This is a genomic window from Deltaproteobacteria bacterium (assembly GCA_019308905.1).
Taxonomy (GTDB): domain Bacteria; phylum Desulfobacterota; class BSN033; order WVXP01; family WVXP01; genus JAFDHF01.
Genome location: JAFDHF010000070.1, coordinates 1 through 21,651, shown reverse-complemented (window position 1 = coordinate 21,651; position 21,651 = coordinate 1). Strand labels below are relative to the sequence as shown.

Annotated in this window: 24 protein-coding genes; 15 read left to right on the top strand and 9 right to left on the bottom strand. The window is 56.2% G+C overall.

The features are described 5' to 3' along the window. Nucleotides 1-49: 49 nt before the first annotated feature. From JRJ26_17670 to pssA, 15 genes are all read left to right on the top strand, one after another. Nucleotides 50-589 carry a cupin domain-containing protein gene (locus JRJ26_17670; protein ID MBW2059320.1) on the top strand — a complete coding sequence of 180 codons (540 nt, stop codon included), beginning with the start codon at nucleotides 50-52 and terminating at the stop codon, nucleotides 587-589. A 32-nt stretch (nucleotides 590-621) separates the two neighbouring features. Then, entirely contained in the window at nucleotides 622-1,041 is a 420-nt protein-coding gene (gene speD / locus JRJ26_17665) for an adenosylmethionine decarboxylase (protein ID MBW2059319.1), read from the top strand. A 443-nt stretch (nucleotides 1,042-1,484) separates the two neighbouring features. Next, on the top strand, nucleotides 1,485-2,330 hold the full coding sequence (gene speE, locus JRJ26_17660; protein MBW2059318.1) for a polyamine aminopropyltransferase: 846 nt from the start codon (nucleotides 1,485-1,487) through the stop codon (nucleotides 2,328-2,330). A gap of 152 nt (nucleotides 2,331-2,482) precedes the next feature. Continuing rightward, entirely contained in the window at nucleotides 2,483-3,367 is an 885-nt protein-coding gene (rpsB, locus tag JRJ26_17655) for a 30S ribosomal protein S2 (GenBank protein ID MBW2059317.1), read from the top strand. 11 nt (nucleotides 3,368-3,378) lie between these two features. Beyond that, on the top strand, nucleotides 3,379-3,984 hold the full coding sequence (tsf, locus tag JRJ26_17650; protein MBW2059316.1) for a translation elongation factor Ts: 606 nt from the start codon (nucleotides 3,379-3,381) through the stop codon (nucleotides 3,982-3,984). A 5-nt stretch (nucleotides 3,985-3,989) separates the two neighbouring features. Beyond that, nucleotides 3,990-4,706 carry a UMP kinase gene (locus JRJ26_17645; GenBank protein ID MBW2059315.1) on the top strand — a complete coding sequence of 239 codons (717 nt, stop codon included), beginning with the start codon at nucleotides 3,990-3,992 and terminating at the stop codon, nucleotides 4,704-4,706. A gap of 4 nt (nucleotides 4,707-4,710) precedes the next feature. After that, on the top strand, nucleotides 4,711-5,268 hold the full coding sequence (gene frr, locus JRJ26_17640; protein MBW2059314.1) for a ribosome recycling factor: 558 nt from the start codon (nucleotides 4,711-4,713) through the stop codon (nucleotides 5,266-5,268). Nucleotides 5,269-5,464: 196 nt separating this feature from the next. Continuing rightward, nucleotides 5,465-6,187 (top strand): isoprenyl transferase, encoded by a 723-nt coding sequence (locus tag JRJ26_17635; protein MBW2059313.1) that lies wholly within the window; start codon nucleotides 5,465-5,467, stop codon nucleotides 6,185-6,187. Between the two features lie 114 nt (nucleotides 6,188-6,301). Further along, nucleotides 6,302-7,072: a phosphatidate cytidylyltransferase gene (locus JRJ26_17630; protein MBW2059312.1), complete on the top strand. Its 771-nt coding sequence runs from the start codon at nucleotides 6,302-6,304 to the stop codon at nucleotides 7,070-7,072. Between the two features lie 99 nt (nucleotides 7,073-7,171). Next, nucleotides 7,172-8,326, top strand: coding sequence for a 1-deoxy-D-xylulose-5-phosphate reductoisomerase (locus JRJ26_17625; GenBank protein MBW2059311.1), 1,155 nt, complete (start codon nucleotides 7,172-7,174; stop codon nucleotides 8,324-8,326). 309 nt (nucleotides 8,327-8,635) lie between these two features. Continuing rightward, complete coding sequence (gene rseP / locus JRJ26_17620; protein MBW2059310.1) at nucleotides 8,636-9,973, top strand: RIP metalloprotease RseP; 1,338 nt, start codon at nucleotides 8,636-8,638, stop codon at nucleotides 9,971-9,973. Nucleotides 9,974-10,135: 162 nt separating this feature from the next. Further along, nucleotides 10,136-10,843 (top strand): tRNA (adenosine(37)-N6)-threonylcarbamoyltransferase complex dimerization subunit type 1 TsaB, encoded by a 708-nt coding sequence (gene tsaB / locus JRJ26_17615; protein ID MBW2059309.1) that lies wholly within the window; start codon nucleotides 10,136-10,138, stop codon nucleotides 10,841-10,843. A gap of 13 nt (nucleotides 10,844-10,856) precedes the next feature. Further along, nucleotides 10,857-11,084: a YdcH family protein gene (locus JRJ26_17610; protein MBW2059308.1), complete on the top strand. Its 228-nt coding sequence runs from the start codon at nucleotides 10,857-10,859 to the stop codon at nucleotides 11,082-11,084. Between the two features lie 144 nt (nucleotides 11,085-11,228). Beyond that, nucleotides 11,229-11,876 carry a phosphatidylserine decarboxylase family protein gene (locus tag JRJ26_17605; protein ID MBW2059307.1) on the top strand — a complete coding sequence of 216 codons (648 nt, stop codon included), beginning with the start codon at nucleotides 11,229-11,231 and terminating at the stop codon, nucleotides 11,874-11,876. Further along, complete coding sequence (gene pssA / locus JRJ26_17600) at nucleotides 11,873-12,649, top strand: CDP-diacylglycerol--serine O-phosphatidyltransferase (protein ID MBW2059306.1); 777 nt, start codon at nucleotides 11,873-11,875, stop codon at nucleotides 12,647-12,649. The genes JRJ26_17605 and pssA overlap by 4 nt, the downstream gene beginning before the upstream one ends. Here the strand turns inward: pssA and JRJ26_17595 are convergent. From JRJ26_17595 to JRJ26_17555, 9 genes are all read right to left on the bottom strand, one after another. After that, entirely contained in the window at nucleotides 12,643-13,518 is an 876-nt protein-coding gene (locus JRJ26_17595; protein ID MBW2059305.1) for a diaminopimelate epimerase, read from the bottom strand. The genes pssA and JRJ26_17595 overlap by 7 nt on opposite strands. Nucleotides 13,519-13,597: 79 nt before the next feature. Then, nucleotides 13,598-14,782, bottom strand: coding sequence for an aminotransferase class I/II-fold pyridoxal phosphate-dependent enzyme (locus JRJ26_17590; protein MBW2059304.1), 1,185 nt, complete (start codon nucleotides 14,780-14,782; stop codon nucleotides 13,598-13,600). A gap of 28 nt (nucleotides 14,783-14,810) precedes the next feature. Then, on the bottom strand, nucleotides 14,811-15,512 hold the full coding sequence (locus JRJ26_17585) for a ubiquinone/menaquinone biosynthesis methyltransferase (GenBank protein ID MBW2059303.1): 702 nt from the start codon (nucleotides 15,510-15,512) through the stop codon (nucleotides 14,811-14,813). Between the two features lie 110 nt (nucleotides 15,513-15,622). Next, complete coding sequence (locus tag JRJ26_17580) at nucleotides 15,623-16,540, bottom strand: DMT family transporter (protein ID MBW2059302.1); 918 nt, start codon at nucleotides 16,538-16,540, stop codon at nucleotides 15,623-15,625. A 31-nt stretch (nucleotides 16,541-16,571) separates the two neighbouring features. Next, nucleotides 16,572-17,411 (bottom strand): ABC transporter permease, encoded by an 840-nt coding sequence (locus JRJ26_17575; GenBank protein MBW2059301.1) that lies wholly within the window; start codon nucleotides 17,409-17,411, stop codon nucleotides 16,572-16,574. 1 nt (nucleotide 17,412) lies between these two features. Further along, on the bottom strand, nucleotides 17,413-18,288 hold the full coding sequence (locus JRJ26_17570) for an ABC transporter permease (GenBank protein ID MBW2059300.1): 876 nt from the start codon (nucleotides 18,286-18,288) through the stop codon (nucleotides 17,413-17,415). Between the two features lie 89 nt (nucleotides 18,289-18,377). Beyond that, nucleotides 18,378-19,415, bottom strand: coding sequence for an ABC transporter substrate-binding protein (locus JRJ26_17565; protein ID MBW2059299.1), 1,038 nt, complete (start codon nucleotides 19,413-19,415; stop codon nucleotides 18,378-18,380). A gap of 82 nt (nucleotides 19,416-19,497) precedes the next feature. Then, nucleotides 19,498-20,607 carry an ABC transporter ATP-binding protein gene (locus JRJ26_17560; protein ID MBW2059298.1) on the bottom strand — a complete coding sequence of 370 codons (1,110 nt, stop codon included), beginning with the start codon at nucleotides 20,605-20,607 and terminating at the stop codon, nucleotides 19,498-19,500. Nucleotides 20,608-20,862: 255 nt separating this feature from the next. Continuing rightward, on the bottom strand, nucleotides 20,863-21,651 hold a 789-nt coding region (locus JRJ26_17555; GenBank protein ID MBW2059297.1), incomplete at its 5' end, for a trimethylamine methyltransferase family protein.

Here is a 21,651-nt window from a genome sequence, read left to right as displayed (position 1 = left end):
CTGGGTTTATTTTATTAAACTTTTGACACGCTTTAAATAAACTCCCTGCATGAAAATAGGATCGAAGATCCGAAGCCTCCGCCAGCAGCGGGAACTGACGCAGGAAGAGCTGGCAGAGAGGGCTGGACTGACAAAGGGTTTCATCTCTCAGGTTGAAAGGGATCTGACATCCATCTCTCTGGATAGTCTCATCCAGATCCTCGAGGCTCTCGGAGAGAAAGCCTCTGATTTCTTCGGGGATATTGAGAAGGAGAGAATCGTATACCGGGTAAAGGACCGGGTGGATTTACAAAAACGGAATGGAGTGAAGGGTTTTTTTCTCCCGATACCGGGTTCCACCAATCGGCTCATGGAGCCCGCCATTCTTACTCTCGGTCCGAGGGAGAGCACGGAAAGGGAGGAGGCACATCCAGGAGAGGAACTCGGGTACGTGCTTAAAGGGAGGGTGGCGATCCATTTCGGCAAGAGGGCCCATCGGGCGAGGGAAGGGGAGTGCTTCTATTTTACGGCTGACCGGGACCATTTCATCGAGAATATGGGCCCTTCTGATGCGGTGATATTCTGGATTACGGCTCCTCCCGCCTTCTGAGGGGAGAGGTCCGGCGAAAGGGGGTATGGACAGTGAGGGCACTGGGGTATCATCTGTTGATCGAGTTTAATGGATGTGACCATGGCATCCTCAATGATGTGGGGAGGATCAAGAGTCTGCTGGATGAGGCGGCGCTGGTCAGCGGGGCTTCCATAGTGGACAGTATTTTCCACCGATTCAATCCCCACGGCGTGAGTGGTGTCGTGGTCATTGCAGAGTCCCATCTAGCCATTCATACCTGGCCGGAATACGGCTATGCAGCTGTTGATCTTTTTACCTGCGGTGAGACGGTGGACCCGTGGAAGGCGTATGAGTTCTTGAAGAAGGGGCTGAAACCCCAATCAACCTCGACGAAAGAGATACTGAGGGGTGAATCCACGGTGGTGGGGTCGGGGGCCGATTATGGGCCGACCGCCGTGAGAGTGGGGCGCACCGCAGGGAAGCACCTCTGATACCGGAAGCGGCCAGAAAGTGCTTTCTGGAAAGTGCCGTTTTCGAGTTCCCTGTGCTGGCCAGCCGATATTCTCGAGGCTCGAAGCATAGGAGCGTCCGCTTATTCCTCTTAGGACTGGCCCACTCCACTTCAAGGGGTGGCTTGCAGAGCAACAGTTCAACCCTCCAAGAGACAAGGGCTTGCCATCTGGAAGATCGACGCCTTTGGAAAGGGGAACTGTAACCCCGCCTCGGGGCGTGATCCAAGCGGACCAGGGGCCGGGTTTGCAAGGCCGGAGGTGTCCCGCGGGAGGGAGAGTCCGCCGTCTTGACTCTTTTCCTCATCCAGGAGGAGAGGAAGGGAGGCCGGTATCCCTGGGGGAAGAGGAGTCTATCGGCTTTTTTCTTCAGACCCCCTGGAAGGGGGCCGCGGGTTGTCGGGCAGCATGGAGGAGAGGGGCTCATGAAGGAAGAAGAGTGGTTCCAGGAAAAAGTGAGAGACCAGGTGGGGCAGATGGTTCGAGTAAGGAGAAGGATTCTCTCCGAGGAGACGCCTTTTCAACGGATCGAGGTCTTCGACACCGATCAGTTCGGTCGCGTCATGGCACTGGACGGAGCTATCAATCTGGCTGAAAAGGACGAGTTCATCTACCATGAGATGCTTGCCCATGTACCCATGTGCGTTCATCCCCGGGTTGAAAGCCTCCTCGTCGTTGGAGGAGGAGACGGGGGTGTGGTCCGGGAAGTCCTGAAGCATCCCGTCGGTCGAGTCGATCTGGTTGAAATCGACCAGAGGGTGATCGAGGTCACCCGGCGTTATTTTCCCGAGGTGAGTTGCGGGTTGGACGATCCAAGGGTCCACATCCACATCGAGGATGGAACCCTCTTTGTCCAAGGTGCCAGGGAAGCCTACGACGTGATCGTGGTGGATTCCACGGACCCCATCGGGGTGGGTGCCTCTCTGTATGAAGAAACATTCTACCGCCATGTCTTCTCAGCCCTGAGGAGTGGGGGGATCGTGACGACTCAGACGGAGTCTCCCTTCTTCGACCAGGACATCATCAAGGATCTCTATCCAAAGCTCCGGGAGGTCTTCCCCATTGTCCGCACCTATCTTGCCCCGGTTCCCTTCTACCCAGGTACGCTCTGGAGCTTTGCCTTCTGTTCAAAGGGGGTGGATCCGCTTGCGGATTTCAACCCCTCTGGCACGTCCGTGGAGCGGATAGAGACGTACTACTACGACAGTGAAGTCCATCGGGGGGCTTTCATCGTCCCCAGGTGTATGAGAGATGTCTTCGATAAACCCTAGGTCTCTTTTCCCTGGAAACTTCTCGGGATTTGGCTCTTGAAAAAAGATCGGGTTTGTGTTACTTCAAGGAGGCTAAGCCTACGAAATAATTCTTCATAGAAAGTCGGCATTCTTTGTTGCAGAGGGACAGAAAGGAGAATACTGGAGGGAACATGGTCAACATAACGATGAAAGAGCTTCTGGAGGCGGGCGTCCATTTTGGTCACGAGACCAGGCGGTGGGATCCCAAGATGAAACCATATATCTTTGGTGCCCGCGACGGCATCTACATCATCGATCTGCAAAAGACGGTCCAAATGTTCAAGGAGGCGTACCGGTTTATCAGGGATACTGCTGCAAAGGGGGAGCATGTTCTCTTCGTTGGAACAAAAAAACAGGCCCAAGAATCGATCCGGGAGGAAGCCACCCGTTGCAATATGTTCTACGTAAACCACCGCTGGCTGGGAGGGATGCTTACCAACTACCAGACCATTCGCAAGAGCATCGACCGCTTGAACCGCCTTGAGAAGATGAGAAACGAGGAGATTTACAATCTCCTCCCCAAGAAGGAGATCATGCAACTCGAGAAGGAGAGAATCCGACTGGAGAAATCCCTGGGTGGCATAAAAATGATGGATCGCCTTCCAGGGGCCGTTTTCATCGTCGATACGAAGAAGGAGCGGATAGCCGTCAATGAGACCAGAAAACTCGGCATCCCTTCGGTGGGGATCGTGGACAGCAATTGCAACCCCGAGGAGGTCACCTACCCCATCCCGGGCAATGATGATGCCATAAGGGCGATTCGGCTGCTGTCTTCGCGAATGGCCGATGCGGTTATCGAGGGACGGCAGGAGTATGAGAAGCAGTTACAGCAGGAGATGGAAAAAGAGCCTTCCCCTCCGCCCCCCGGTGAGGAGGGGCAGGCCATACCAGGGGAAGACGTGGAAGTTGAGGGGTTTCCCCATAGAGAGGGAGAATCTGAGGACAGGGTGAGCCCGCCTGCGGCGGAGGAAGAAGCAGCAAAGGCCCCGGCTGCAAGCCTCACGGAGGAGGAATAGGAGACGGAGAAATGGTCGACGGAAACCTTGTGAAGGAACTCCGGCAGCGGACCGGTGCAGGCATCATGGATTGCAAGAGGGCCCTGGAGGAGACCGAGGGAAATCTGGAAAAGGCCATCGACAGGCTGAGGGAGAAGGGATTGGCCCGAGCGGCCAAGCGATCAGGGAGAGCGACGAGAGAAGGCCTGGTAGGGTCTTACATCCACGCTGGTGGGAGAATCGGGGTCCTTGTCGAGGTTAATTGTGAAACGGACTTTGTTGCCAGGACAGTGGAGTTTCAGAATCTCGTCAAAGATACGGCGATGCAGATCGCCGCGGCGAGTCCCACGTACGTAGAGCGGGGTCAGGTGCCGGCAGAGGTCATCGAAAAGGAGAGGCAGATTCTCAGGACTCAGGCGGTGGAGTCGGGTAAGCCGGAGAAGGTGATCGACCGGATCGTGGAAGGACGGATGGAGAAGTTCTTCTCAGAGGTTTGTCTCCTCGATCAGCCTTTCATAAGAGACCCTGACATGACCTTCCGGGAGGTTCTCAACGGGGTGATCTCACAGGTGGGAGAGAACATATCGATTCGGAGGTTTGCCCGCTTCCAACTCGGTGAAGGTCAGGCTGGTGAGTGAAGTCCTTGGAAGAGATCGCATACAGAAGAGTTCTGCTGAAGATCAGTGGGGAGATCCTTGGTGGGACGGAGCGGTTTGGGATTCATCCCGAATCGGTTCGAGACCTTGTTGAGGAGATAAAGGAGGTCCACGATCTCGGTGTGGAGTTGGGCATCGTGGTGGGGGGCGGGAATATACTCCGGGGTGTTCCCGCAGCAGGCACCGGGGTTGACCGTGTGGTGGCTGATCAGATGGGTATGCTGGCCACGGTCATGAACAGCCTGGCTCTCCAGGATGCCCTGGAAAAGAGAGGCGTTGCGGCTCGTGTCCAGTCCGCGATCAGGATGGAGAGTGTGGTTGAACCCTTTGTTGGCAGGCGGGCCGTGAGACATCTGGAAAAGCGGCGTGTCGTTGTTTTCGCCGGCGGGACCGGTAACCCGTTTTTCACGACAGATACGGCGGCTGTCCTGCGGGCCTTGGAGGTTGGGGCTCGTGTGATCATGAAGGGGACCAAGGTGGACGGGGTCTATGATGCTGATCCTGCAAGATTCCCTGAGGCTCGAAAGTTCGATGTCTTGACCTACGGGGAGGTCTTGGAGCGGAACCTGAAAGTCATGGATTCGACATCCATCTGCCTCTGCCGCGACAACGGGTTGCCCATAGTGGTCTTCGACTCTACGGCAAGGGGGAATATTAAGGGGGCGGTCCTCGGCAGGAAGGTGGGTACCCTCATCAGGGGATAGGACCATGGACGCTGACGAGTTGAAAGAATTCAGGGAGAAAATGGCCAAGACGCTGGCCGCATTTCAGCACGACCTGGACAAGATCCGGACCGGAAGGGCGTCTCTAGCCCTTTTCGACGGCATCCGGGTCGACTACTACGGAACTCCGACACCTCTGAATCAGGTGGCCAGCATGGCGATTCCTGAAAGCCGCCTGATCACCATCAAGCCCTGGGATGCGAGTATCATCGGGGAGATAGAAAAAGCCATCCTCAAGTCGGAACTCGGTCTCACTCCTGTCAATGACGGAAAGGTTATCAGGATAACCATTCCCAAACTGACCGAGGAGAGAAGGAGAGACCTGGTAAAGCTGGTCAGGAAAAAAGGCGAGGAGGGGAAGATCGCCATAAGGAATATCCGGAGGGAGGCCAACGAATGGTACAGATCCCTGGAAAAAGAGAAGGCCATATCCCAGGATGAACTCCACCGGAGGCTGGAGGAGGTTCAGGAGCTCACCAGCGAATTCATAGGGAAGGTGGATCGGATCCTCGATCTCAAGGAGAAAGAGATCCTCGAAATTTGACACGGAGAGAGCGGCTCCCAGGAGTGAGTGGTGGTTTTGTCGGCAGGTCCGTCCAGGAGGGGGATCTGCCTTTTTCGTAGTCCGCGGGAAGGGGGATATGTCCGCCTGAAGTGCCTTGAAAAACGTGATTTGGTGTGTTATTTTCGGATGTTAATTCAGAAGGATTGGAGCCATGGCCGATCTTAGGAGAGGGGATCTGGATCCCAACAGGCTACCGCGGCATGTGGCGATCATCATGGATGGTAATGGCCGCTGGGCCAAGAGGAAATCACTCAGTCGGATCAACGGGCACATGAAAGGGGTCGATTCGGTGCGGACCGTTGTGACGGCTTGCCGTGAAATGGGCATCAAGTACCTCACCCTCTACGCCTTTTCCATGGAGAACTGGAAGCGCCCCGAAGAGGAGGTAAGGGCTCTTATGGATCTCCTCTTCCAGTATCTCATGGACGAGCTCGAAGAGATGCTGGAGAACGATATCCGTCTCAATGCCATCGGAGAGTTGGAAACCCTTCCGCCTCGAGTCTATGGGCGGCTCATGGAGACTATGAAGGCTACTCGCCACTGCCAGGGGATGACCCTGACACTTGCTTTGAGTTACGGCGGGCGAGCGGAGATTATCCATGCCGTGACGTCCATCGTCTCTGCTTTGGAGAAAAAAGAGATCACCAGGGAAGATGTGGGCATCGATTCCTTTGCGTCCCATCTCTGGACAAAAGACCTTCCCGACCCTGATCTTCTCATCCGTACCAGTGGGGAGTATAGGATAAGCAACTTCCTGCTCTGGCAGATGGCCTACACGGAGATCTATGTCACAGAGACCCTCTGGCCCGATTTTGGAAGGGAGGAGCTGGTCGAAGCGATACTGGATTACCAGTCCAGGGAGAGGCGCTTCGGCCTGACAAGCGAGCAACTGACTTGAGCCCTTTGACCGGGAGGCGGAAGGGGCGGCCTGGGAGACCGGAGAGGAGCGGAGCGGGTCTCCGTAAAGGAAGGGGAGGTAAGGGCGATTCTCAAGAGGATACTGACAGCCCTGGTGGGCGCGCCTCTGGTTGCCTTGATCATCGGTTTCGGCCAGGAGGCGGGACTCCTCTTCCTGATTCTTCTCGCCACAGGGTTGGGCCTTGTCGAGTTCTACAGACTCACCTTGCCTGAGAGCCTCCCCTCCCAGAGGATCCTCGGCATCGGGCTCGGTCTGCTTTTCCCCCTTGCCGCCTTTCTTGGTCGGGAGGGGGCGGTTGTGGCGGTTCTTGCACTGGTTGTCCTGGTGCTCTTTCTGCTTCTTATGGTCACGCCTGGAGAGCTCGCCGGTGCGACATCCCGCATGGCGGTCATGCTTTTGGGTAACGTGTATGTGGGTTTCCTGCTCTCCTATATCGTCCTTTTGAGAGGCAGGCCCATGGGCTTGCAGTGGGTCCTTTTTCTCCTTGTCACCGTGTGGGCGGGCGACACCTGTGCCTACTTCAGCGGAACCCTGGTGGGGAGGCATAGACTCTGGCCTCGGATAAGCCCGAACAAGACCCTGGAAGGGCTTCTTGGGGGTCTTGCCGGATCGGTCGCCGCCGCCGTCCTCTTCAGGCTTTTCTTTCTCAGATGCCTGGCCTTATCCGACACGGTGACTCTTGGTTCTTTCATACTGATGATCGGGCAGGTCGGAGACTTCGGGGAATCTATGATCAAGAGGTCGGCTCGTGTAAAGGACTCGAGCCATCTGATTCCCGGTCATGGGGGTGTGCTTGACAGACTGGACAGTCTTCTTCTTTCGGCTCCTTTTCTCTACTACTATGTACAGTGGATTCTCGGGTAGAAAGGCATGGAGTCCAGGCTTTTTCCGACCTTACAACGCCGGGTCAGCAAAGGCCGGATTGGATTCCGGATGCATGAGGGAGGAGGTGGGTGGGAAGGGATGAAGAGGCTCTCGATCTTGGGTTCCACCGGGTCCATCGGCATTCAGACACTTAGTATCGCCGAGAAGTTCAGCCATAGATTCCAGGTGCTCGGCCTCGGTGCAGGCAGGAATATCGAGCTGCTGAAAGAGCAGATTCATCGGTTTAAGCCCCGCCTTGTGTCGGTTATGACCGAGAGGCTTGCCGATCGACTCTCCGCCGATCTCGATGATCCCCCTGAGATCGTTTACGGCCCTGAGGGGCTGATCCGGGTCGCGACTCTTGAAGAAGCGGATCTGGTGGTCTCGGCTCTTGTCGGAGCCGTGGGCCTTGTGCCCACGCTGTCGGCCGTAAGTGCCGGAAAGACGGTTGCCCTGGCCAACAAGGAGACCCTGGTAATGGGTGGGAAGGTCGTGATGGGCGAAGCCAGGAGAAGGGGCGTCGATATTCTTCCCATTGACAGCGAGCACTGTGCCATTTTTCAATCCATGGTGGGTCACCAAAAGGGGGACGTTCGCCGTATCATACTGACCGCATCGGGAGGACCCTTTCTCGACTATCCCATCGAGAGACTCTGTGATGTCACCCCTGAGCAGGCCCTCAAGCATCCCCGCTGGAAGATGGGGAGAAAGGTAACCATCGACTCAGCCACCCTGATGAACAAGGGGCTGGAAATCATGGAGGCTCACTGGCTCTTCGATCTGCCTGTGGAAAAGATCGATGTCCTGATTCACCCGGAGAGCGCGGTTCACTCCATGGTGGAGTATGTTGACGGATCGATTCTGGCCCAGCTGGGGGTGGCCGATATGCGTATCCCCATAGCCTATGCTCTTTCCTATCCTGATAGGTTGGAAGTGGGCCTGCCCTCCCTCGATCTGCCCCGTATCGGGAGCCTCAGGTTTCTTGCTCCGGATCGGGCTCGATTCCCGGCTCTGGAACTCGCGATTCGGGCCCTGGCCGTTGGAGAGACTATGCCCGCCGTCCTCAATGCTGCGAACGAATTTGCCGTGAGTGCCTATCTCAACGGTGATCTGAAGTTTACAGGAATTCCGAAGTTGGTTGAGTCGGTCATGGAATCCCACGAGGTTCGGGAGGTTCAGACATTGGAGGACGTGTTGAAGGCCGACCAATGGGCCAGGCAACGGGCAGAAGAAGTGCTGAGAGAGAGGGGCTGATCGATTGTTTTTCTCTCCAGAAGATTTGATAAAGGGACGCGGGCCGGGTTGGCCGAGAGGCCGAAAAAGGAGTATGATGATAGTCGTCGGCTTTTTTCAAGACTCACGGAGCAGCGGAGTTTCTTTCTCCCGGCCTCTCTCTGTGGTATCAGGGTTTCTGGCCTGAGGCACCGGGATATCTCCTCCCGACGAATGGCTTGAGCGGCCCGGTTCCGGCAGGCTGGCGTCCTGGCAAGGGAGGGACGGGACTCGAAGATCGCGCTTTTTTCTAAACTAAGGATATCCGGCTGGCACGAAGGGATATAAACAATGTTCGGTTACAACCTCTTTGTCGGGATCATCGTCCTGGGAGTGCTGGTTTTCATCCATGAACTCGGTCACTTTCTTGTTGCCAAGGTGCTGGGGATCGGGGTTCTGAGATTCTCGATCGGCTTCGGCAAGAAGGTGGTGGGCTGGAGACGGGGAGAGACGGAGTATCAAATTGCTCTGATCCCTTTGGGGGGTTATGTAAAGCTTCTCGGGGAATCCCCGGACGAGAACGTGCCTGAAACAGAAGTGCACCGCTCCTTTACCGCTCAATCGATTATTCGTCGGGCCTGTGTGGTGGTGGCCGGGCCTGTCATGAATTTCCTCCTCGCAGGTCTTTTCCTGCCCCTGGTTTTCATGATAGGGGTCCCACAGCCGGGCTACTTCACATCACCGCCCCGCATCGGGTGGGTTGAACCGGATTCACCGGCAGAGGAGGCCGGGTTTGCGCCGGGGGACCTTGTCCTTTCGATCAACGGGGTTCCTGTCAAGGATTGGGAGTCGTTGATCAATGCGGTGATCACCAGCCCGAATGAGGAGTTGGAGGTGGCTTTCGAGCGCAACGGGCGGGCTATGTCCGCAACGCTCGTTCCACGGGCCGACCGAAACACCGGAGCTGGAATGGCCGGATTTCAGCCTGACGTTCCCAAGATGGTGATCAAAGAAGTTGTAAAGGGAAGACCGGCCGATCGCGCGGGCATGCGACCGGGTGATATTGTCATCTCCATCAACGGCATCTCCCGGCAGGACTACGCTGCCATGAGAAGACTCATCGAAGAGAGCCCGGGCGAGGAGCTCTCCTTTGAGATCCGGCGGGGCAAAGAGACGCTCGTGCTGGCCGTGAAACCCGTAGCCGACCCCGAGACCAAGCTGGGCAAGGTGGGGGTGAGCTTTCTGCCCGGTTTCCCCGATATGGAGGTGATAGAAAGGCGATACGGCTTTCTTGCGGCTCTGGACAAGGGCAGTCGTGAACTCGTGCGGTTGACTGGGTTGACCTTTTCCGTCCTGGGCAAATTCCTGTCAGGAAAGCTCTCGATTCGACACCTGGGAGGCCCGATTACCATCGTTCGGTACGCCGGCCAGGCAGCTCATTCGGGTCTTGCCTCTCTTCTGCAGTTTGTAGCTTTTCTGAGCCTCAATCTGGCGATATTGAATGTTCTTCCCATCCCGGTACTGGATGGGGGCCATCTCGGCTTTCTCCTGATCGAGTCGGTCATCGGCAGGCCTGTCAGCCCGAAGAGCCAGGAGATGGCGTACAAGATAGGGTTTACGATTCTGATCATCCTGATGATTGTCGTGTTCTACAATGATCTGGTCAAGATGTTTCTCGGGTTCCCCTGATCCCTTGCCGGTGGTGTGCGGCCCTCTGGCTGGTGACCGAGATGTGCGGTCCGGATGGGATCCCGGCGAGGTGCTCCGGCTATCCGGAAACCGCCCGGATATGCCGCGAGGGCTTGTCAGCTGCAAGAGCGGGCTGGTGCCAGGAGAACCCCGGTCTTTCCTATGAAGGTTCTCGGAATAAGTACATCCACTCCTTTTGGCAGTGTGGGTCTTGTGGATTCCGACAGGGTAGTGGGTGAGTACTCCCTCAACCTCCCCATCACCCATGCGGAAAGGCTCATGACCAGCATCGACCGCCTCCTCACGGATGCCGGGGTGCCGTTGTCTGAAGTGGAGGGACTCTCGGTAACCCTGGGCCCAGGCTCATTCACCGGGTTGAGAATCGGGATCAGTACGGCCAAGGGCCTCGCCTTTGCCATGGGTCTTCCCGTTGCGGGAGTCTCCACCCTGGAAGCCCTCGCCCTGAACGTCTCCAATGCGGCGGGGGAGGTCTGTCCCATCCTCGATGCCAGGAAGAAGGAGGTCTATGCTGCCCTGTTTCGGGTGGATTTTTCCCACAGGGTCAAGAGGCTGACAGAAGACATGGCTGTCTCGCCGAGGGCTCTCGTTGAGAAGATCCATGGACCTGTGACGTTCTTGGGTGAAGGCCTTGAGGTCTATGGGGGTTTCTTGAAGAGGGAGCTCGGCCAGCAGGCCTCTTTTGCCGGTCCTGAACTCGGCTATGTCCGCGGGAGCGTGGTGGCGCGGATGGGGGTGAGCCTTCTCGCCAGAGGTAAGACTCTGGATCTTGCCACCTTCGTGCCCCGTTATGTTCGGCGGTCAGAGGCGGAAATACGGTATGAAGAAGGAAGGGGGAAGCAAAACAGATAGGGGGTAGATGGAGATGGGAGAAAAGGAAGAGACTCTCGTGAGCAGACTAATTCGAGAGAACCAGGCGTTCCGGACAATGAAAGAGCGGCACGCCGAGTTGGAGGATCGACTCGAGCGTCTGGAAACCAAGCCCTTTCTTGCGCCCCAGGAGGAATTGGAGGTCAAGAAGATCAAGAAGAGGAAGTTGATGCTCAAAGACGAGATGCAGAGGATCCTGGCTTCCCATCAGGAGGACGGTTAGGCAGAGTCTTGCCTTGTAGGGAGGGTACCATTATCCCTTGGGTCCGGGGACTCGTGGTGACCCTGTATGAGAAAAATCGAGTTTGAATTTTTCCGGAAAACCGAGTATAAGTGAGTCGACACGATCGAGGATTCCCCGGGGTATATGACAGCGACCAAGAGATTGCCGATTGCGGTGGAGGGGTTGCCTTTTATTGCTCCCATGGTTGCAGCCACGGCTCTTTCGGTGTGGAGCAGGTGGCTCTACGCCTCTGTCTGCCTTTGTCTTCTCACGGTCTTTGTCGTCTATTTTTTCAGAAACCCGAAGAGGGCGATTCCTCCATCTGACCGCGTGGTTCTGTCACCGGCCGACGGCCGGGTCCTTCAGGTTAGAAGATGCAGGGAAGAGAGGTTCTTTGGCGGAGAAACCACGAAGGTGAGTATTTTTATGTCTCTTTTCGATGTGCACATCAACCGGTCCCCTATATCCGGAATCGTGGAAGAGAAGGAGTACAACCCCGGTAAGTTCCATCTGGCCAACAGGGAAAAGTCGTCCATGGAAAACGAGCAGAACGCCCTGGTTATCAGGGGCAGGGACGGCCTGAGAGTCCTCTTTATCCAGATTGCCGGTTTTGTTGCCAGGAGGATCGTCTGTTACCCGGAGAAGGGGGAATTGCTGGAGAAGGGGCAGATCTTCGGGATGATCCGTTTCGGTTCGCGCCTGGATGTCTACATGCCGGAAGGGATCGAAACTGTCGTGAAACCCGGAGAAAGGGTCAGGGCAGGGGAATCCATACTGGGGATGATTCTATGAAGAAGCAGGATCCCACGGGGAGGCGGAGGAGGCTGCGGGGGGTTTACATCCTGCCCAACCTCTTCACATCGGGGAATCTCTTTTGCGGTTTTTTTGCCACTGTGGCCACCTTCAGTGGCCGTTTTCTGCAAGCTTCCATCGCCATCCTGGCGGCCGGAGTATTTGACGTACTCGACGGCAAGATAGCTCGCCTTGCCGGGGCCAACAGCCGTTTCGGGATCGAGTTCGATTCGCTGGCAGACCTCGTCTCTTTTGGCCTGGCTCCGGCCCTGCTGGTGTTCTCATGGGCTCTCAAACCTTACGGGAGGGTCGGCTGGCTGGCTGCCTTTCTATTTCTGGCCTGTGGGGCGCTGCGGCTGGCGAGGTTCAACGTGCAGGCCGTCTCTTTGGAAAGCAAGTTTTTTACGGGTCTGCCAATCCCGGCGGCGGCGTGTATGATCGCCTTGACGGTTCTCCTCCACCACCGCCTCGGATTCCCGGACAAACCCGCGCAGGTCTCGATTCTCTTGATGATCTATTTTCTCGCCTTCCTCATGGTAAGCAACCTCCGCTACTTCAGCATAAAGGGACTGGACCTGTTTCGAAGAAAGCCTTTCAGAACACTGGTGGTGCTCATCCTCTGCCTTATTATCGTGGTGGCAGAGCCGGAGGTCACTCTCTTCTCTATCTTTGCCATCTACGTGCTGTCAGGCCCGGCCGGCCTCCTGGCTCTGGTTTGGAAGAGACGGATCGCCAGGAAGGTCTCCGTGGAGAAGACGCCCGGCATTCAGTGAAGCCGATCTCCCTGGCCGGGGACGAGCCTTGTACGGATCTCATCGGCAAAGCGGCCCTCGAAAACAGCCGAGACCTCGCCCCTCATTCTCACCGAGAAGTCCGGCGACAGGAAGACATGCAGGGTTCCACCGGGCATGTGGACCTGGATCTCCGGGTCGCAACGGCCGAGCCTGTACGCAACCCCGGCGGCCGCGCAACTGCTGCTGCCTGATGCCAGGGTATAGCCTGCTCCCCGTTCCCATATCTCGATCTTGATGTTCCGGCGGTCGAGGATCTCCATGAACTGGACGTTGGTCCTCCGGGGGAAGAGGGGGTGTCTCTCCAAAAGAGGGCCCAGTTGGTGGGCGAGGTTACGGTCCACCCGGTCGCAGAGGACGACGCAATGGGGGTTTCCGATGGAAGCGGCTGAGATCTCGAGCTTCCGGCCGTTGACTTCCAGGGGTTCCTCGAGGACCTCCCTCTCCGGGCCCCTCACAGGGATCTCTCGACTGCGGAAGGTCAGTCTCCCCATGCTTACCGTCATGAGCCTTGCATCTGGAGAGTCGAGATGGACGGAGACCCTGCCTCCCTGGGTGTTGATCTCGAAATCCTGTGAGCTAACGTACCCGGCCTCGTGGAGGTACCTGGAGAAGATCCGGAGCCCGTTGCCGCTCTTCTCCGCCTCGCTGCCATCAGGGTTGTATATCCTGACAGAGATGGAGCCGTCTTCGTCTATCAGGGGGCCGTAAAGGATCCCGTCCGACCCGACACCGCGGTTTCTGTCGCAGATGAGTCTGACCGATTCGGCCGTGACCTCGAGGTTGAACTTGGCAGGGTCCACCACAAGATAATCGTTCCCTAAGCCGTGGTACTTGTAAAAGTCACTCATCGGGATATCCTCCTCAGCCGTGAACGTCCTGAGAAACGTCGTTTCCCGTCTTCGATCCACGGCCATTGCATGGCTGCGACTAACCGATCTGCTCGAGGCTCTGGTCAAGATCGGCTATCAGATCATCCGCATCCTCGATGCCCGGAGCATACCTCACCAGGGTTTCCGGTATGCCTGCTGCTTGTCTCTCCTCGGCTGTGCATTCAACGTGAGAGGTCGTCGAGGGAGGCCCGACAAGGCTCTCCACTGAACCGAGATTGGCCGCCCGATGGGGGATTCTCAGGCTGTCGAGGAAGCGCTTGGTGGAAGCGTAGTCACCCGTGAGTTCGAAGCTTAGCATCCCCCCGAAGCCCTTCATCTGCCTCTTCGCAACGGCGTGCTGGGGATGGCTCTCGAGGCCCGGGTAAAATACCCGCACCACCTTGGGATGGTTCTCCAGAAACCGGGCCACCTCAAGGGCGTTACGGTTCTGCCGGTCCAACCTGAGAGCCAGGGTCTTCATTCCCCGGATAAGAAGCCACGCCCCATGGGGATCGAGGGATGGCCCGGTGATCCCCCGCAACCGGTCGATCTCTTCGATCAGCCCCGAGGGCCCGGCCACGGCGCCGCAGACCACGTCTCCATGTCCTGCCAGGTACTTGGTGGCGCTGTGAATCACCAGGGTGGCACCAAAACCGAGGGGCTGCTGGTTGAAGGGGGTGGCCAGGGTGTTGTCCACGATGAGACAGATCTTGCGCTCCTGGCAAAACCCGGAGATCCTCTCCAGGTCGATCACCTTGAGAGTAGGGTTCGTCGGTGTCTCGAGATAGACCACCTTGGTTCTCTTGCCTACGGCTCCTTCAATTGCCCGGGGATCGGTCGTCTCAACGAGATCCACTCCCACACCGAACCTGGGCAGGAGGGTCGTGAAAATCAGGTAGGTCCCTCCATAGGAGTCCTTGACCGAGACTACATGGTCGCCACTTGAGAGGAGAGAGAGAAGGGTAGTCGTGATGGCGGCCATACCTGACGAAAAGACAAGGGCCCGCTCTGCACCCTCCAGGGCGGCAATCTTCTCCTCTGCCACCACCTGGGTTGGGTTCCGATTCCTGGAATAGATAAAGCCGGCCTCTTTCTCTGTGGCCACACGATACCAGTGGTCGACGGTGGAATAGCCGAAGGCCGCAGTCTGATAGAGGGGAGTGATTGTGGCTCCTGTAACCGGATCAATGGCCTCACCTGCATGGACGGCGAGCGTGTCGAATCGATAGTTCTCCTTTCCCATTTTCTCCTCCAGTGGTTTGTTTTGTGGCTCAGTGTTGCATTCCGGTGTAGACCCCGACGATTCCAAGTGTCAGAGGACAGTAGTGGACCGCCGTAAAACCGGCCCGCTCCACGGCCTTCAGAAAGGCCTTGGGTCTCGGGAAACCCATAATCGAGTCGGAAAGGTACTGATAGGCGCTCCTGTTGTGCGAAAGGGGATCCCCTAGGCGGGGGAGGACACCCCTGAGATAGAACCGGTAGATGGACCAAAACCAGTGATCGTCCGGCACCGTGAATTCCAGGATCGCCAGCAGTCCTCCAGGCTTCAGGACCGCTGCAGCCTCCTGCAAGGCCTTCCCGCGCTGTTCAATGTTCCGTATGACAAACGCGATCATGATACCGTCAAAGGCTTCTCCCCTAGAGGGAAGATAGAGGCCATCGGCAAGGGCGAACTGGGCACGGTCTGTCTGGAAAAGGCGGGCGATCTTGGCCTTTCCTCTGACCAACATGGAAGAGCTAAAATCTATCGCGAGGACCCGTGCTGTATCATCGGCCCCCAGCAACTCACGTGTCCCCTCACAGGTGCCTGTAACCGTGTCGAGAAAGAGTCCCCCTTTGTTCTCGAGGAGCCTCCGCACGGTGAGGCGTCCCCGACAGAGATCCCACCCGAAGCTGAGCAGCCCGTTGAGAAGATGGTAGCTCGGCGGGAGCCGAGTGAAAATCGATCTTACGAATCTCTCTCTATCTTTCATCCATGTCCTCAAATCGTGTTACTGAGCCTGTCGAGGCACGGATCTCACCTCTGGTTTCCCACTTTTCAGGCGGGGAAACACGGGTTCTGATCCTGCTGAAAGTTTCCCTCCTAGCCGGGCTCGATCCCCCCGGCATCCATGCCGGCCACCTCCTGCCGGTTCACCACGAATATTCCCGCCCCTACGAGGGCAAGGCTTACCAGGAGGGTTCCGGTCAGCGCCTCTTTAAGCCAGGCCGCACTCGTCAGGACTCCAAAGACCGGGGTGAGAAACATGAAAGGAGCTACCCGGGTGGCCATCTCCTTCTGGACGAGGTAGGTCCAGAGCATGAAGCCAAAGGCATTGGCGACCATCGCCACATAGAGAAAAGCAACCAAGACCGGCAGGCTTAGATGTATATCCGAAACCCTTTCCACCGAAAGACCGAGAAGGCCAAGCAGAATTCCTGTGACAAAAAACTGCCAGACCTGAATCGTAGTAACCCCTATGGCCACGGGAAAGAACTTCAGAAGTATGATCCTGATCCCCCATACACCCGAGGCTGCCAGAACCAGAATGTCCCCCAGTAATCCCGAAGGCCCGCTTGTGCTCCGAGGTCCGACAAAGAGGAGCACAACGCCCGTGAAGGCCAGTCCGCTGCCGATCCACTTGTTGAGTGGGAGGCGCTCACGGGGAAGAAGGAAGATGGCTAGAGACAAGACCCAGAAGGGAGCCGTGTTGAAGAGTATGGAGGCTCGGTTGGCAGAGGTATGGTCGATTCCGATGAGGAGCAGGACGATTTCAGCGGCGAGGGAAACGCCGTAGAGAAAGAGGAGAAAGGGGCTTGTCCTGCTCTGAAGGGCCAGACGTTCCCCTCGTAGCAGGCCATAGAAGGTAGCCAGAATCCCTGCGAGGAGGAACCTGAAGGTCCCCAGGAAAACAGGTGGGAACCCGTGGAGGGCCATTTTCATGGCCGGAAATGATGCCCCCCACAGGACGGTCAGCAGTAGCAAGAGGGCAATTGATCGAAAATCGAGTCTCTTTTCCACGGGGAGGTCATACCTTTGTGAGATTGGTTCATCAAGCCCTTGCGATTCTTGACTGCAGCCGCCGACGGAGTATCTCCACAGAAACCAGGAGAACCATTGAGAAACAGATAAGTAACGTGGAAACGGCCGGAATGACCGGGTTGATTTCCATTCTGATCCCCTCCCACATCTTCAGAGGAAGGGTTTTGGTGTCAATGCCACAGATGAACATGGAGATCACGATCTCATCAAAGGAGACGATGAAGGCAAACAGGGCTCCGGAGATGAGTCCCGGGCGGATCATGGGGAATGTTATTCTGGCGAAGGTCTTCAGCCGGCTGGCCCCGCAGATCATTGCCGCCTTCTCGAGGGTTTCGTCAAACCCCTTGAGAGAAGCAGAAACGGTGAGAACCACAAAGGGGATACAGAGGAGGGAATGGCCCACAACAAGCCCGATCCTGGTACCTCGGAGGCCGATCTTCGTGAAGAAGCTGTAAAGGGCGATGGAAATGATGATAACAGGAATGATCATGGGGAAGAGGATGAAGGTGTGGATTATCGCCCTGCCCGCTATTCGAGCACGGACAAGCGCCATGGCCGCGAGGGTTCCCAGAACCGTACTGAGGATCATGGCCATGGCAGCTACTTGTAGACTCACTATGGTCGGCCCTATCCACGAAGGATCTCCAAAGTAACGGAGGAACCACTTCAAGGAAAACCCAGGAGGAGGGAAGGTGAGGAACTCCGCAGAGGAGAAGGACATGGGGAAGACGACCAGGATTGGGAGAATCAGATAGAATGCAACCAGCCCGCAGACCACATAAAGGCTCAGCGAAGCCCAATCCGTTCCGGAGCCGTAGGTTTTCGCAACCTGTGAAGGCCGGAGATCCATCCTAGTCCCCTGTCCCTCCCCACAATCTATCCAGACCGAGAAAGCGGTTGTAGACCAGCAGGATCAACACGGTGAGCAAAAGCAGGACAAAGGAGGCTGCAAAGGCGAATCCCCAGTTGAGCAAAAGGGTCACGTTCTGTTCAATGAGTTGAGCGATCATAGTGTCCTTTGGACCTCCAAGGAGGGCCGGTGTGATGAAAAAGCCGATGGCCATTATGAAGACCATCAGGCATCCTCCTCCGACTCCAGGGAGAGAAAGTGGAAGAAAGATCCGGACAAAGGTTCGAAGACGGTTGGCTCCCAAACTCTGGGCCGCCTTGAGGAGGTTCCGGTCGATGCCTTTCATGACGGCGTAAAGGGACAGGATCATATAGGGCAGCATAATATGAACCATGGCGATATCGACACCACGGGAGCTGTAGAGGAGTTTTATGGGTTTGGAGACCAACCCCGTACTCAGGAGAATCGTATTGAAGACACCGTTTCTTCCGAGAAGGACCATCCATGCATAGTTTCTTACAAGAAGGCTTATCCAGAAGGGGAGAAGGACAAAGACCAGGAGTTTGCTGGCCGTTCTTTCGGAGACGCTCGAAAGGAGATAGGCATACGGATAGCCCAGGAGGAGAGAAAAAAGCGTCACCATTAGGGCGATCTTGAAGGAATTGATTATCACCTTGAGATAGACGGGCTGCCTGAAGAAATGCGAGTAATGTGCCAGGGTAAAATGGGGGTCCCATAGGCTTCCATAAAAGGCCTTTGACATGGGAAGAACGAAGAAAACAACGAGATATGCCAACAGGGGGAGTAGGGGTATCCACCGGTACCGCACGATCCAAGTGCCCATCTTTGGAACAATGCTCTGTCTCCTTTTGTTCACGGCTGAGGCTTACTCCCTCCCTTCGGCTCTTGACCCGCCTTTCTTGAATAACGGGCCGACCCTTGTCTCCTCGGATCGGCCCGGACCCGTCATTTCATCAGCCAAGCTTCGAATTTCTCGGTGAGTCGATCCCGGTTCTTTTCCCAATAACGGCCGCTAAGCTCTATGCTTTTCTTGAAATTCTCAGGGTAGCTGGGCATCCATCTGGCGACTTTTTCCGGGATGTATTTCAAGGCTTCAGGATTTGTCGGGCCGTAGTAGATGTGCTCGGCCATGACGGCCTGGTTCTTTGCTCGTCCGGCGAAGTTGATGAACTCCATGGCCTCCTTCTTGTGGGGGGCGTTCTTTACCACAGCCCAGGCCGACTGAACGAACAGGGCCTGTTCCCAACTAATAGCCACTGGATCTCCTCGATGGATGAGCTTAGCAACCCGACCGTTCCAGGCGGAGATCATGTCCACCTCGTGATCCTTGAGCAGTGCCTGGGATTGCGAACCCATTCTCCACCAGACGGTCACATGGGGCTTGATCCGGTCCAAGGAGGCGAAGGCACGATCCTCGTCCAGAGGATAGAGCTTATCCGGTGGGACTCCATCGGCGAGCAGTGCCGCCTCCAGGGTATAGAAAACCCCCTTGTAAAGGGATCGGGGGCCCGGGAATCTCTTCACATCCCAGAAGTCCTTCCACCCCTTTGGGGTTTTGTCCTTGTAGGTATCTGTCCTGTATCCAAGTACCATGGCCTCGTACTCTCCGCCACACCCGTATTCACGGGCCGCACCCGGGAATAGCACACTCTTGTCCACGATGCTGTAATCGATCGGCTCCAGCAGACCGGCCTTGGCAGCGGGGAGAATCCGGAAGTCACCAGCCTGTAGGACGTCCCACTCAACTTTTCCGCTTTCCACCATGGCCTTCATCTTGCCGAAGTCGATGGGCCCAGTGAAAATCACCCTGATACCTGTCTCTTTCTCAAAGGGATCGGCAAAGGCCTTCTTGATACCCTCCTCCCAGGCACCACCCCATCCCACGATTACGAGTTTCCTCTGAGCAGCATAACCCGAATTAGTTAGAACCAACACGGCGACAAAGGCCAAGATCACACAGACCCAAGAGCATCGAATCTTCATTGGTACCCTCCTTTCCATATTTTCCAAAAACATGGGATCCTTCTGAGTTAGAGCAAATTCACCCCCTTTCCCTCTTTGTTTTTTAGAGGATTTTGGAGTCTTCAAGACTCCATCCCACGCAGACACGATCCCCCTTGTTGAAGGGTTTCACCCCGTGGCTGATCTGCTGTTTGAGATCGATGGTCTGGTTCTCGGAAATCTTGATTCGGTATCTAACAATTTCGCCTACATAGATCCGCTCCTCCACCAAACCCTCGAGCACCACACCCAGGTGTTCTGAGGTGTCGGCGAACTTGATTTTCTCCGGCCGGATGGTAAGCTCTACCTCTTGATGGAGCTGAAATCCCGGCAAAAGCGGGCACGGAATATCGATTCCATCCGCTGTTGCCATGACCCCGGATTCTCCATCGAGCCTGCTTATCCTTCCCCGGATAAAATTGGACTCCCCGATAAAATCGGCCACAAACCGGCTGATCGGTCGTTCGTAGAGTTCGTCGGGTGTTCCCACCTGTTGGATTCTGCCTTCGTTGAAAACCGCGATCCGGTCGGACATGGTCAGCGCTTCTTGCTGATCGTGAGTCACATAGATGCTCGTGATCTTCAACTCCCTCTGGAGGTTTCTGATCTCGATCTGCATGTATTCCCGCAGCTTTTTGTCGAGGGCTCCAAGAGGCTCATCCATCAGCAGCAGGGGGGGATCGTAGACAAGAGCCCGCGCAAGGGCTACACGCTGCTGCTGTCCGCCGCTGAGTTGCCTGGGGTATCGGTTTTCGAATCCCGGGAGCTTGACGAGTTCGAGCACTCTCGAGACCTTCTCCTCTGTGTCCTTCTTGCCGATCTTACGCATCTGTAAAGGAAAGGCTATGTTGTCGAAAACCGTCATGTGTGGGAAGAGGGCGTAGTTTTGAAAGACCATGCCGATGTTTCTCTTAAAGGGAGGAACTAGAAGGATGTTCTTTCCGCGGATAAAGATCTCACCCGATGTAGGTAGTTCAAATCCGGCTATGAGCATGAGGGTCGTGGTTTTCCCTGAACCGCTCGGGCCCAGGAGAGTCAAGAGCTCCCCCTCCCTGACGTGGAGGGTTAGGTTGTCAACAGCCAGGACCCTTCCGAAGCGCTTGGTAAGAGACCTGAGATAAACGCCCCCGGTCGCGTTCTCAGGTACCTGCCTCTCTGGTTGGTCAATCATCATCCCGTACCGCTCAGCCCCTGCGGGCCGAAGACTCCTTTTGGATGGCCGATTGAGGCGGGGTAAGCGAAAGATCCGAGTGTTTGATTAATCGTCACTGGAAAACGCCCGTTCCGCTCTCTGAACGAGCTTTCTCGTCCGTTCTAAGTCTCGCTCCACTCGACCTCCTATACTCGGCCTGACGGCCTCAGACAATAGAAACTCTCCCACTGCCAGTTTGCGGCTCTCTCATCCGACCGCTTTCTCGAGTCTTTTCATCTAGCCGGGGTCACTGACTATCCCATCAATAGTATTAATTATATCATCTTGTTGATCAGGTGTGAGCCCCTGTGCAGCATGGTTCCTGATCAAGTCCCTGGCCAGGTCACGGGCCCGCTCTCGGGCATCCTTGCCTCCTTGAGCAAGCCACGTTTCCCTTTGCAGCCGATCGCTCAGGATCGGCTGAAACAGCTCTTCTCTCATGTACCGGACGGTATGTTCCTCAGCCATGAAATTGCCGCCAGGGCCGACTCGCTTGATGATCTCAAGGGCTGCGGTCTCCTGATTGAACTCAAGGCCTCTCCGCATCCGCTTGACCATCCCTATGATCTCGTTATCGATCACGTACTGTTCGAAACTCACCGTGAGAACAAAATCGAGAAACCCTGCGCCGCAACTCACGTGGGTTGCCCCGGAAAGGGCGACATAGGGGACAGTTAGAGCGTGTTCATAGCCGGCCTGAGCGTCCGGTATCTTCGAGTCTGTTCGTCCAGCCGTTGCCCAGTTAGGCATATGGTAATGCCGGGCCATCTGGGTAGCCCCGGCGTTGAGCAGGGCGTATTCGATCCCACCTGTCACAAACCGGCCGGTCATCATGTCGGTCAGTCCGGGCACCGAGCAGTAAAGGGTTGCGAGCCCGGGGTTGATCAACTGAATCAGGGTGGTGACTGCCAGGACTTCGGCGTTTAGAAGAAGGAGAGTTCCGGCCAGGGTCACGGGTGAGGTGCATCCCACCTGTGTCATGCTGAAATTGTGAGTGATGATTCCCTGTTCTGCGGCCTGAACCAG